This is a genomic window from uncultured Lactobacillus sp. (assembly GCF_902491705.1).
Classification (GTDB): Bacteria; Bacillota; Bacilli; order Lactobacillales; family Lactobacillaceae; genus Lactobacillus.
Genome location: NZ_CABUIW010000061.1, coordinates 1 through 12776, shown reverse-complemented (window position 1 = coordinate 12776; position 12776 = coordinate 1). Strand labels below are relative to the sequence as shown.

At 37.1% G+C, this 12776-nt stretch carries 11 protein-coding genes, 2 tRNA genes and 1 pseudogene; 3 read left to right on the top strand and 11 right to left on the bottom strand.

Annotation, left to right across the window (positions count from 1 at the left end):
• Positions 1 to 130: 130 nt before the first annotated feature.
• From RDN22_RS09735 to RDN22_RS09725, 3 genes are all read right to left on the bottom strand, one after another.
• Complete coding sequence (locus RDN22_RS09735) at positions 131 to 1462, bottom strand: FAD-containing oxidoreductase (RefSeq protein WP_308557842.1); 1332 nt, start codon at positions 1460 to 1462, stop codon at positions 131 to 133.
• 127 nt (positions 1463 to 1589) lie between these two features.
• Positions 1590 to 2015, bottom strand: coding sequence for a hypothetical protein (locus tag RDN22_RS09730; RefSeq protein ID WP_308557841.1), 426 nt, complete (start codon positions 2013 to 2015; stop codon positions 1590 to 1592).
• Positions 1996 to 2217 (bottom strand): helix-turn-helix transcriptional regulator, encoded by a 222-nt coding sequence (locus tag RDN22_RS09725; RefSeq protein ID WP_308557845.1) that lies wholly within the window; start codon positions 2215 to 2217, stop codon positions 1996 to 1998. Before RDN22_RS09725 ends, RDN22_RS09730 begins: the two co-directional genes overlap by 20 nt.
• A gap of 193 nt (positions 2218 to 2410) precedes the next feature.
• Here RDN22_RS09725 and RDN22_RS09720 point away from each other — a divergent pair, with 193 nt between their 5' ends.
• On the top strand, positions 2411 to 4609 hold the full coding sequence (locus RDN22_RS09720) for a YSIRK-type signal peptide-containing protein (protein ID WP_308557843.1): 2199 nt from the start codon (positions 2411 to 2413) through the stop codon (positions 4607 to 4609).
• 91 nt (positions 4610 to 4700) lie between these two features.
• On the opposite strand, the gene RDN22_RS09715 is transcribed toward RDN22_RS09720, so the two are convergent.
• Positions 4701 to 5078 carry a hypothetical protein gene (locus RDN22_RS09715; protein ID WP_308557839.1) on the bottom strand — a complete coding sequence of 126 codons (378 nt, stop codon included), beginning with the start codon at positions 5076 to 5078 and terminating at the stop codon, positions 4701 to 4703.
• 188 nt (positions 5079 to 5266) lie between these two features.
• Here RDN22_RS09715 and RDN22_RS09710 point away from each other — a divergent pair, with 188 nt between their 5' ends.
• Positions 5267 to 5716, top strand: a complete 450-nt coding sequence (locus RDN22_RS09710) for a hypothetical protein (RefSeq protein ID WP_308557837.1) — start codon at positions 5267 to 5269, stop codon at positions 5714 to 5716.
• 83 nt (positions 5717 to 5799) lie between these two features.
• Here the strand turns inward: RDN22_RS09710 and RDN22_RS09705 are convergent, their stop codons facing one another.
• From RDN22_RS09705 to RDN22_RS09690, 4 genes are all read right to left on the bottom strand, one after another.
• A complete protein-coding gene (locus RDN22_RS09705) occupies positions 5800 to 6687 on the bottom strand; it encodes a LysR family transcriptional regulator (RefSeq protein ID WP_308557835.1) in 888 nt (295 codons plus the stop codon).
• A gap of 24 nt (positions 6688 to 6711) precedes the next feature.
• Complete coding sequence (locus RDN22_RS09700) at positions 6712 to 8061, bottom strand: MFS transporter (RefSeq protein ID WP_308557833.1); 1350 nt, start codon at positions 8059 to 8061, stop codon at positions 6712 to 6714.
• Positions 8062 to 8281: 220 nt separating this feature from the next.
• Positions 8282 to 8354: transfer RNA gene (locus tag RDN22_RS09695), tRNA-Thr, on the bottom strand.
• Positions 8355 to 8478: 124 nt separating this feature from the next.
• Positions 8479 to 8551, bottom strand: a tRNA-Thr gene (locus RDN22_RS09690).
• A 198-nt stretch (positions 8552 to 8749) separates the two neighbouring features.
• Between RDN22_RS09690 and RDN22_RS09685 the strand changes: the two are divergent.
• Positions 8750 to 9976: pseudogene (locus RDN22_RS09685) on the top strand (DUF2974 domain-containing protein).
• A gap of 63 nt (positions 9977 to 10039) precedes the next feature.
• Here RDN22_RS09685 and RDN22_RS09680 read toward each other — a convergent pair.
• The 3 genes from RDN22_RS09680 to RDN22_RS09670 all read right to left on the bottom strand — a co-directional run bounded on the left by RDN22_RS09680 (position 10040) and on the right by RDN22_RS09670 (position 12711).
• The gene (locus RDN22_RS09680) at positions 10040 to 10657 is read right to left on the bottom strand and encodes a sugar permease (RefSeq protein ID WP_308557831.1); all 618 of its coding nucleotides are present in this window, start codon (positions 10655 to 10657) and stop codon (positions 10040 to 10042) included.
• 116 nt (positions 10658 to 10773) lie between these two features.
• Positions 10774 to 11652, bottom strand: coding sequence for an ROK family protein (locus RDN22_RS09675; protein ID WP_308557830.1), 879 nt, complete (start codon positions 11650 to 11652; stop codon positions 10774 to 10776).
• Positions 11653 to 11787: 135 nt separating this feature from the next.
• Positions 11788 to 12711 carry a DegV family protein gene (locus RDN22_RS09670; RefSeq protein ID WP_308557829.1) on the bottom strand — a complete coding sequence of 308 codons (924 nt, stop codon included), beginning with the start codon at positions 12709 to 12711 and terminating at the stop codon, positions 11788 to 11790.
• Between the last annotated feature and the right edge of the window lie 65 nt (positions 12712 to 12776).

Here is a 12776-nt window from a genome sequence, read left to right as displayed (position 1 = left end):
CAACGAAAAATAAATCGGCCCTCAAAAAACAATCAAGGACAATTATCTAAAAATATCAGGTCTAACCCTAGATGAGACTTGACTTTACGTAGAAAAAAGGCACTAGAAATTCTAGCGCCTCTTTTTGTTATTACTTAAATAAATCGTTGAAAGCTTCACTCATCGTTGGGTGAGTGTAGATTTGATCACGCAACATTGTATATGGCAACTTAGCCTTCATTGCCAAAGCAATCATGTTAATCAATTCATGTGATTCAAGGCCGTATAATGTTGCACCTAAAATTTGTTCTGTTTCAGGATCAACCAACGCCTTGAAAAGTCCGTGCGTATTCTTGGCAACTCTAGCCTTTGGAATAGCAGCAACTGGCAATTTGAATAATTTGTAGTTAATATTTTCCTTTTTAGCCTGCTCTTCAGTTAAGCCAACTTCTGACAAAGGTGGCTCAATGAAGACACTGTATGGAACTGTCTTGCGACTAGCTAAATTATATGAGCCATCGCCGAACAATTGACTTCTAATAATGCGGTAGTCATCAAGTGAAATATAGGTGAATTGCAAGCCGCCTTTGACATCACCGATTGCCCAGACGTTTTTAACATTGGTCTCAAGATGATCATTTACGACAATATTGCCGCGTTCATCTGTTTTAATATCAGTGTTTTCTAAGCCCAAGTTTTCGGTGTTAGCTCTTCTACCCGTTGCCGCAAGTACTCTATCGCCTTCTGCAGTGAATACTTCACCGTCTTTTTCATATTCGACTTCGACATGATCTTCTTTGTTAATCACTTGCTTAATATCAACGCCAAGTTCAAACTTAACGCCTAATTCTTCAAGATCCTTCTTAACTGCAGAGCTGATATCATCGTCTTCACGCGGAATAAAAGCACTCTTATGATCCAGCACAGTTACCTTACTGCCGTATCTTGCAAACATTGCCGCAAATTCAAGTCCAATGTAGCCAGCACCAATGATCACTAGTCGTTTAGGCAAATTCTTTTGATCCATTGCGGCAGTTGAATCAAGCAAATATGGGCTGTCCTTTAATCCAGGAATTGGCAAGATAACTGGAACGGCTCCAGTATTGATGAAGATTCGTTCGCCTTCATATTGAACAGTTTGACCATCTGTAGTTGCTACTTCAACTTGATGATCACCAATAAATTTAGCCTCACCATCAAGCACTGTAACAGTTGGTTCATCTGCTAGCATGTGATAATTCTTATTACGCAAGAAAGCAGTCATTTCATTCTTGCCGTTAACAGCATCTGTAAATTCAACGCCGTTAGCTGCTTCGATGATTAATCTTTTTGAAGGAAGGCAAGCAATATTGATGCAGGTGCCGCCATACATTTGATTAGACTTTTCAATGACAACAACTTCTTCACCTTTTTGTGCTAAAAACTTAGCGAGCGTCTTGCCGCCTTTACCGAAACCAATAATGATGTTTTTCTTCTTTTCCATAATTGCATCCTCTAACATTTTGTAAGTTATGTTTTTCCTAAATTTATACCGTTTTGGAGTATTTGTCACTTTATATGCCTATGAAAAATAAAAAAAGTACTGCTTACACAATAAGCAGTACAGAACTTTAATTATTTCGATCATTTACAATACTTAACACAATTTCAATAACTGTTAGGAGATTCCAAAGTAACAGTAAAACTACGCCAATGCTCATCAAAATCATAGTTGGTGTAGTAACACCTTCATTATGATCAACTATGCCAGCTGCAATTACAAAGATAGTACCTAAGACAACTATTAAGAAGTAAGCTATTCGATACATCTTTTGCTCTGTTTTAGCTTTTACAAATTCATCTCGTTCATCCTCTTTTTCGATGCCGAATTTATAATAACCAAAAGCAAAGAAACCAAAGATCAACATCCAGATACAGTCCTTAATAGCACGCCAACCGTCCTTATTGATCAAATCAAAAATTAATAATGCGCCCCAACCTATAGCTAATACTGCATAACATAGAATCTCCCAATTTTTACTTTTCAATTTTTTCATTTTCAACATACTCTTTCAAACAAAATAGCTTTTCAATCGAGATATTAAATACCTGCGCTAATTTATATGCCAAGACAATGGAAGGCTTATATTTTCCCCTCTCAATTGAAATTATCGTCCGTTCTGTCACATCAACTTTTTCTGCCAGTTCACGTTGAGTGAGTCCAGCGTCTTTTCTTTTTTCTCTAACTAAATTATTAATGGTTATCGCCTTCCAAAATATGAAGCTCGCTTCATGTAGTATACTTCATATTATATTTGCTTTTGATAAGAATGCAATCACCATTGAGATTTATATAACAATCACTTTTATTTTTTATGAAACCGCTGTCTTTTGCTTAATAAAGGGACTATCATATAGCCGAGGGCAGATATAGACGTTAAGAAATGAGGTAATTAAAGCAGAAGGCCTAAAAAACATAACAGAAAATGTAAAGATTGAAGGAATAAGCAAGAATAAAAAATTATTTGTTCAAGGTGAAAAACACCCGAGCTTTGCACTTCGTAAATTAACAATCGGCGTTGTCTCAGTATTAGTGGGCATCTTGTTTGCAACACAGACAGGTCCAGTTGTTCACGCAGCTGGAGTCAACACTAATAGTGGGACCGCTCGAATAGAAAATGTCCAAACAAATAGCAATGAACAAAAACAATCATTAGATGAAAATCAAGCAGATTCTAAGACTGATATAAGTCACAGCGATCCAGTTAATGATGATAAGCAAGAAATTGAAGTAAAGGTTCAAGGTATTAAACAGGAAAACGCAGAAACAGATCAAGACATCCCTACTAGCGAAGCTAAACCTCAGGAAACAACTCCTGTGCAAACACCCGAAAACAAAAAAGTAGAAACCCCTGATTCTACTAAGTCTGAACAAGGCAAACAGGAAAAGTCTAATCCCACTGCTACTTCAGTTCCAAAAGATAATACTTCAAAAGACAATACTGCTGAGTCTACTCAAGCTAAGCCAGAGGCTAAACCTGAAGCTAAAACAGATGCAGATGCTATAAACACCAAATTACCAGATGATCAAAATTTAACTAGAGAAGATGTTTTGCATGCTCTGGAACTCGATCGTCCTGATATTTCTGATGCTGATTTAGCTAAGATTGGTCTTAAAAATGGCGAATACTACTTTAATGGTAATAAATATGGTCTTGAAGGTTGGGCAGAAGCAGTTCCAGCTGATAAGAGCAAAGAACCACTCATCTTCAAGGGATTATTACCACATCACAACACAGATGGTACTATTTACTGGCCAAACAGTGATAGTCTTGATGATTCTCAAGTCGTTAAGAATTACGATATCAACTTCGAAGTTCAATTGATTCCAATTGTTACTGCAAATGGAACTGTAATTGCCCACGTTGATCAAAAGTTAACACCAGAAGATGCTAAAGGTGCTGTTGATACTGCTGATAAAGATGAATTAAGATTCAAATGGGATACTTCAGATCCAACTAAGATTGTGGATACTTCTAAGCCTGGTGTTCAAACTGGTACCGTAGTGGTTATCTATAAATCTGGAGTGAACATGGATCCAACTAATCCAGAAAAGCCAGTTGATAAGTACATTTACACTAATGTCAAAGTTACCGTCTTGGAACCACTTGTTCAAAATACCATTACTCTTTGGCAAGGCGACGATACTCCAAGTTCCGAAAGTGTAGTTAACAACCACGTTGATTTAACTAACAAGATTCCAGGCACAACCTTTACTTGGGCTGTTGTTCCAGACACTAAGACCCCAACTGATGAAAATGGTAAAGTCTACCAAGTTATTACTCATTGGCCAGACAAGACCACTACAGCTAGGGATGTTACTGTCATTGTTAAACAACTTATCAAAGACGTTACCGAAACTAAGCAAGCTACTCGTGACATCTACGTTCAACGTGAAACCGATACTCCAGTTAAGTATGATACTCAAACAGTTACTATGACTAGAAAAGGTCAACAGAACTTAAAGACTAACCAAACTACTTGGGGTGCCTGGACTCCAGCACAAATGGTTGCTTACACTGCTCCAACAATTAAAGGCTACACTGTAACCAACCCTGATGCTGCACCAGCTATTAGCTTAGATGGTGCCCAAACTAGTTTAGGTAGCGTAATTTTCATCTACAGTAAAACAGGGTCAACTACCCCTTCAGTGACTCCTTCAAAAGGACCTACTGATCCAACACAACCAACTCAGCCGACTCAACCAACTAGCCCTACTGCCCCAGCTCCACATGACGAAATAACCCCATCAAGTGAAGTCGATGAAGTTACAAATGTTGAAGCTAACCCAACTAATGTAGCCAAAGTTAAAGAAGCTGAGCCAAGTGATGAACCTGTTCGTCCACTTTCAGAAAAGATGAATAGAAGCGAGAAAGTCACACCTACTGTTAAACCGACAGCTATGGTACATCATACCGCTAAGAACAACACTCCAATTACTAAGGTTAAAGTTGCTACAGTTAAGGCTAACAAGAATGAATTGCCACAGACTGGATCTATAAATACTGAAAACCTTGGTGTAATTGGTCTTGCAGTTGCTGCTATCGGTGCTCTTCTTGGCCTAACAGACTTCAAGAAGAGAAAAGAATAATTGAATTGCTATTATTTGGCAAAAATAAAATCCTACCTCTACGGAGATAGGATTTTTTGTGTTTATATTTTCAACTTCAGTGATATGTAAGTTACTTCTTTAAAGTGTAACCATTAAATTTAACGGTGTGTCTGTTAACCATCTTTATTTTGCCGGTATAACTAGATCCATCCACAAATTTAACATGATATTGGTAGACATTGTGTCCAAGATAACGATACTTTAATCCGCGTTGTTTAGAAACCGCAGCTCCATTATCAGGCATAAAGTAAACATTTCTGTTGCTTACTTCCAAAGTCATTCCTCTACCGCGCCAATTGCCTCTAAGCTTACTTGGCATCCCCTTATGCCAAACAGACGCAGCTTGAACAGTATTAACATTGGTTTCACTGATTACGTTAGTTGAAATTGCGGCTGGTGCAAGCATAACCAATGCGGCACTAGCTAATAAAATCTTTTTTGCTTTCATAAATAATACCCTCACTCTTTTATTTATCGTTACTTTTTTATTGTAGTCTGCTTAATTCTAAAATGCTTCATAGTTATCATATTTACACATTAAAAATAGCTTATTTCAAAATAATGGTATTAGTGACAAAATAGGCACCGCTATTTTGGTGCACAGGTGCTATATTTGACTACGGAGGCATTGGAATAATGAAACGAAAGAAAATATTACTTGTGACCATTTTCGCCACATTATTATGTATTTTAGGACTATTTGGTTTTGCTAAACCGGAGATAGCAAATGCAGCAAGCCTACATTATGCATCTATTCCAGCAAAATATCATGGCTACTGGCACGCTAATAAAATTATGGATGGCGGTATGCCTTATAAAAAGCATTTTTCTATTCGTGTTCGTAAGCATAGCATCACTGTTAACTATATGAAAGGCTTCAATCAGGCATTTAACAACCGCCCAATTTATAAACCACTAAGTTTAAAATGGCAAAATAAACATGTAAGTAGCAAAATCTTGATGGCAAAAAATACTAAACTAGGTTATCGAATCTTTGCACCAGTTACAAACGGCTTATATTTGAAGCGCAACGGCAATACATTAAAAGTCGTTTGTGAGGCTTTAACGGTTACCTGTCGTAGATAAAATCAATATATCAGTAGTAGCATTATAAAATTTTAACCATTAACTATAACAAAAAGCGACCTTCGGGTCGCTTTTAATTTCTATTAAAATGACTTTTCAGAGCTTTCGCTTCTCATTAAATCGAGAAAAATTTGATCTAACTTCGACAAAGGTCGTCCCTTTTTCCATATCATCTTTGACTTCGATACAGGGAAATCCGCCAATGGCCTAAAAACTAATTGATTTTCATCTTCATGGTATTGCTTTTTATCAAAAGTAACAGCCAACCCAACTCCACTTTTTACTAAGACATACATGCTTTCAGCCATGTCATAAGTGCCAGCCTCTTTAATTTTATCTGCATATCTCCCTAACCATTTTTGCCAATTTTTAATTAACCCATTTTGGCGGCCAATGATAATTCTTCTCTTATTTAAATCCTTAGGTCTAATTTTTTCTAACTTAGCTAAAGAACAAGCATCCGGCATTAAGATTCCCCATGGGTCTTGATGATCAAAAGGCAATTGATAATAATCATCCAGGTTACGCTGACTTGTCGCAAAACCAAAATCTAGGATGCCACGATCGATTTCACTAGGAATTAAATCTCCAGCTACATTATGCAAATGAACTCTTACATCAGGATATTGATCAAGAATCTTTCGAAAAGCTTTGGCAACTAAATCAGCCATATAATTTTCGCCAACACCTACGTGTAAGTCTCCAGTAACCATTTCACCCGACTTAATCGTAGTTTCCGCATTATGAGCAATCTGAATAATTTCTAAAGCACGTGAATATAAATAATTTCCATCTTCAGTAAGGCTAATAGAGCGATTGCCACGATCAAATAATGTGGTTCCTAGTTCTTCTTCTAAGTCCTTAATTTGCCGAGACAAAGTTGATTGAGAAATATGTAATACATTAGCCGCATTTGAAATATTGCCTTCTTGAACAATCGTGACAAAGTATTTTAATACCCTAAATTCCATAAGAAACTTCCTTAAAATCAATTTTTAGTCTTTTTTAGATAATTCCTTATTAATTATAATCGAAACAATCACAGCACCAACAGTCAATACTAACCCAACAATCATCGCACCCATGAATTGAGTGATATTGTTTTGAGTATGGAAAATAGATCCACCAACTTTGACCATTAGAGCAATTCCTAACACACCACCTAATTGATGGAACATGTTCAAAATACTTGATGCAACACCAGATTCATCAGGCTCTACTTCATAAATACTCAAGTTGGTTTGCGGAGCCAGTGCTAATCCTTGACCAATTCCAATTAAAATTTCTGAAGCAAGCATGGTTTTCAAATAGCCGTGTGCTCCGACAATAACGATCCAGCCAAAACCGAGCATGATCATAATGGAACCAGCAATCAGAACTTTTTCATTGCCAAAATTATCAACCAAACGAGCAACAATCATTGCAGTGAAGAAAAGTGACATGGTTAAAGGCAGGTAACCGATCCCACTCATCAATGGAGAATAATGTAATTGATTTTGCATATATTCTGAAGCAAAGAATGAAAATCCCATTGCGGCAGCAACCAAGAATGCACGAGAAAGATAAGCATTTATTCTTACCTTATTCATTAACAAATGAAGTGGCATTACAGGATCGGAAGCTTTCTTTTCAGAAAATACGAAGACAATCCAAATCACAACAGCCGCAACAATAAATGGGACAATTTCTTTAGCACCATTTAAGCCATAAACAAGCAATCCACTGCCAAGAATTGAGAGCAACGCACCTAAAACATCCAAATGTTGTCCATCAGCTACATGATTTTGCTTTTCCAAAGTAAAGCGTGATAAGAAAATTAATGCAATAGCCAAAACAGCATTTAAATAAAAGCCGATTCTCCAAGTCCAAAATGCAGCTAAAGTACCACCAAGAATAAGTCCAACACTCATGCCAATACCAGCAATAGAACTATACCATGCAAGTGCCTTAGTTAATTCTGGTCCAGAAAAGTAGTCAATTAATAAGGCTAACGTAGTTGGAGTTAAGAATGCGGCACCAACACCTTGAAGAAAACGAGCAACAATAGTGATTAAAGCAACATCCGAAATTCCGCTGAGTAATGATCCTAATGCAAACGTAGACAAAGAAAAAATCATAATTTTTCTTCGGCCATACATATCGCCTAAACGACCACTCAAAAGAATTAAACTACCGTATGCTAAACCATATGCATTTTGAATCCAGGAAAGAGAAACTTGTCCAATTCCTAGATCTGCTCTAATTTTTGCAAGGCTAGTTAAAACAAGTGAACCATCCAAACCAGCCAGAAGATAGCTCATCAATGCAATTATTAATACAAGTCTTTTCTTTAACTTAATGTCCATTAGCTATGCCTCCTAATCAAATTTATATATAGTTTATGACCCAAAAGCATAGTTGTAAAACAGTTATATTGCAATGCTAAGTATGTACAGAAGTCATAGATAATGATAAATAAAAAAGCGACCCGAAGGGCGCTTCTATAATGTATGACTTGTCATTTCTTCAATTTGTCATTATTTTACTACAAAAAAAGATCTAACCTTCCGGTTAGATCTTACTTCATGCTGACTAGAGGATTCGAACCTCCGACCTCATCATTACTAGTGACGTGCTCTGCCAACTGAGCTAAGTCAGCATATTCATACAACATTGATTATTATAGAAGAATGATGATGAGAATGCAAGTAAATTTTAAAAATTATCCAAAATACGATACTTAACAAAAAAAGATCTAACCCTTCCGGTTAGATCTTGCTTCATGCTGACTAGAGGATTCGAACCTCCGACCTCATCATTACTAGTGACGTGCTCTGCCAACTGAGCTAAGTCAGCAACTCTTTGTTGTTTCATCAACAACAGTATTAATTACACCATATAGATGGAAGTTGTGCAAGTCTTTTTCGCAAAAAAGTTTAAAATTTTTTGAATTATTTTCTTTAAAAGCTGATTTTTCCACATTATAACCACTAAATTTTTATTTTCACCAATACCCTAGTACAATTAAATCATTAACTAAGAAAGGATGACTTTATGGCAGGAACACTTGATTATTTACGTTGGCGTGGAGACCTATCTTTCAAGGAGAGACCATTCAACAGTGTGGATGCATCCCTCTTCACCTCACTCATCTACCTCCCCGTAGATAAATCAGCTAAAGGACATACCTTAAGCGAAGTAGCCGAAAAACTCCGTGTTCTCCCTTCTTTCCAAGTTCAAATGCATGATGAAACAGGTGCACAGGTTTTACTTTTACCTAAATCTCCTCGTCTTGGCAACGTAGAGATTCTGAACTGGACCAACCGAATGGAGAAGGATCCTTACCCACTTCAGTTTACAGCAGCCACTTTTCGCTTAGATAAAAAGACAATTTTAATCGTCTACCGCGGCACAGACAGTTCAATCATCGGCTGGAACGAAGACATGAACATGAACTACATGCCAAAAGTTTATGGACAAGATGTCGCCGCAAAATATTTTTAAGAAATTGCCAAGCAATATCCTGACGACAAGATCTATTTAGCAGGCCATTCTAAAGGTGGTAATTACGCCGAATACGCACTAAGTGCTGTTGAACCAGCATTGCAGGATCGAGTTATTCGCGCATTTAGCTTCGATGGTCCTGGATTTTTCCATCAAGTCTGGCGCTCTCCCGGCTTTGTCAGAGCTTTACCTAAGATGAAAACTTACTTGCCTGAAGCCTCAATCATTGGTACCATGCTTGACCACCCAGAACGTGTATTAATTGTTAAAAGTACCGCGCCAATGGTACAACAACACGATCCTCGCAGATGGAGCGTTGGCCGTGACAGTTTTGTTTTAGCAGAAAGCCTAACTTCAGGTGCCAGATCATTGCGCCACTCCTTCATCGACTTCAATCACACTATTCCAGACGAGCAGCGTGGCGAATTATGGGACGCATTGTTCCAAGCATTTGATGAATTAAACATCACTGACGTATTTCAGATCACTTCTAACAAATTACTTGGTACAGTTAGATTCAGCCGAGTAATTATGTCTCTAGATCCAGAAACGCGTAAGTACGTTTTACATATGGTCGGTGAAATTATCAACGCAATTCGAGGCAACATCAGTTTGCCATTCACTGAAACTGATTTTGATCTATATCCTAAGAGTAACGATTCAAACAAAGCCCCTATTTTCTTTGAATTTTACGATAAAACTGTTCCTAGCCTATTGCCTGAAGAGATCAAGAAACGTTTTAAAGACGAAAACAAGGATAAAGACAAAAAAGAATAAAAGTTTCACATGAAACAAAAATGGCACGTAAATCTACGTGCCATTTTTTAATGTTTTCACTACTTAAACATGCAAGTACTTTTCATATTCGATTTGGCAAAATGAAGTAAAACGACTTTGAATTAACAATCCAATTAAAGTGCCGACATGCAAGGCATAAATTGTATGACTCTTGAAAAAGCAGAATCCAATTACGATCAAAGGAGCAACAATATTAAATGTTTTCATCATCTTAGGGCTCCAATGACTCTTAAGACAGGATGATAAAGTATCATGTGGATGAAAGCACCAGGCACATTCAGAATACATTGCTAAGCCCATGAACGAAATTAACAGTCCAATTAAATCTACGCCCAATCGTGGAACAAGCGGCAGTGTATCAACTCCCCATAAGCGCCACACCGTCGCAAATGCCTGCATAAGCACACTGTAAGGAATTAAGAATATCAATTCTTCACGCCATTCTTTCCATGACATTCTTTTTTCAAGAAGCATAGTCAAAAGACTGATTATAATGCCTTCAGTAAAAATCGAAGCACACATTGTCCAATGCAATACATGCATCATATTAACAATAGATGCTGGCCACAAAAGACTCCCTAAGTTAGTTACAATGGTCATCGAGTTTCCCATTGCATTTAAAGTTATCCCTAAAAAAGTATATTTATAAGTTCTCTTCATTTAATTAATCATCTCATGCCTATATTAGCATTATTCAAGAAATGATCGTTTGAGAACGCACAAAAAAATCCTATTAGATTAAGGCTAATACAAAATCTAATAGGATTTTTGATTTGTTACTTAAGTAAATTCTTAGCTAATTCAAAATCACCAAGAGTTGCAGAGCCATTGTTAGCTACTGCTGGACGAACGATTAACTTGTCCAAATCTGGTGTAGCAACATAGTTGTTGTTAAATTCATCGAAGAATTTTCTTATCTTAACAAGGTCATCTTCGTTTAATACTGAACCACCGACAACCATTATATCTGGACGAGCAGTCATGTAAACATTGAACAACATTTGTGCAATGTAATATGCGGAATAAGTGAAGACCTTATTATCACGAGATAATTTTTCACCAGGGATTCCAGTTCTGCCTTCAAGACTTGGACCGGCAGCCATACCTTCTACACAAGCATCGTTATGGAATGGGCAGTGACCCTTGTAGTCGTCCCCTGGATAGCGACGAACAAGCATGTGACCCATTTCAGGGTGATTGTTCAAGCCAAGCAACTTACCTGCTTGAACGATGCCTGCACCAACACCAGTACCAACTGTTGCATAGAAGTAACTCTTAGAATCATCGTGGCCGCGAGCAACATATTCACCGTAGCAAGATGCATTAACATCAGTAGTCATTGCTACAGGGATGCCAAGTTCTTTTTCAAAGAAGCCCTTAACATTAGTACCTGACCAGCCTGGCTTTGGTGTGTCCAAAATGTAGCCATAAGTGCGTGAATTAGGATTGATGTCAATTGGACCAAAAGTTCCAATTCCTAAAGCATCAACTGGGTGCTCCTTAAAGAAATCAGCTGTTTTTTGTAAAGTTTCTTTGTTGGTGGTAGTTGGAATTCTATCACGTGCAACTTCCTTACCAGTTTCAACATCTTGAACTGCTACGATAAATTTTGTACCACCGGCTTCAATACTGCCGACATATTTCTTTTCTGCCATATTCTCATCCTTTTCTTGCTAGATTGTTTTTATCTCCAAATAGTTTTTTCGCTTCTAATATTATAAAGAAAAAAGCCTTCACATGTAAAGGCTTTCAAGCATATGTAACTAAATTTATTTACTTACGCTATTTTTTTAATCTTCAACTTCTTCAGAATTAATTCCGGCAATTGGTTTGCCCTTTTCATCGAAGTAAGTATCAATATCGCGGCACCAGATCATTGCCATAGTTCCTTGTCCTACATGCACGCCAACTACTGGGCCAATGATACTTGAATAGAATGAATACTTAGGAAACTTAGCACTATAATCTTTGATCCATTCTTCTTTTTTATCAGGATCAAGTGAATCAAAAATCGTACATTGAATCTTATAAGGCATATTCTTAGTTAAATTATCAAAGTCATTTTGAATATGTTTATATGCACGCTTAGATTGACGTTCCTTGGCAATAGCCGAAATTTTACCTTCTTTTTGCACATCCATTGATAAAATCGGCTTGATCTTAAATAATGATCCGACAAAACTTGCGGCATTTGAAAGACGACCTGTTCGCTTTAAGTGTCCCAAATCGTCCACCATAAACCGCACATCCATCGTTTTTTGTAAGTCAGTTAGATCATGCATGATTAAATCCATGTCTGCTCCAGCCTCGACTAAGCGGCCTGCAAGAATCGCATAATCAGCCTCGCCTGCACACGTAATTTTACTATCAAATGGATGAACTTTTATTCTGGTCTCGTCTTTAGCTACGCTTTCAACTGTTGAATAATAGCTTGAGATACCACTGGACAAAGTAATGATAATTACATCAGTGTAGCCCTCTTCAACGTATTGATCGATTTTTTCCTGCAGATTACCAATTGAAGGCTGTGAAGTTGTTGGTAAATCTTTTTCATTAGCTAACTTTTGATAAAATTCTTCATATCCAATATCAACTAAGTCACGATAAATCTTATCATTCCAAATAATTGGAATTGGCAAGACATCAATATGATATTTTTCTTGTTGCTCTTTAGTTAAGTATGCCGAACTATCGGTTAAAACAGCGATCTTCATAATTTATCTCCTCGTATTATATAAATCGAAATAAGTCATATTGTGATAATTAATCAAATTAGTAT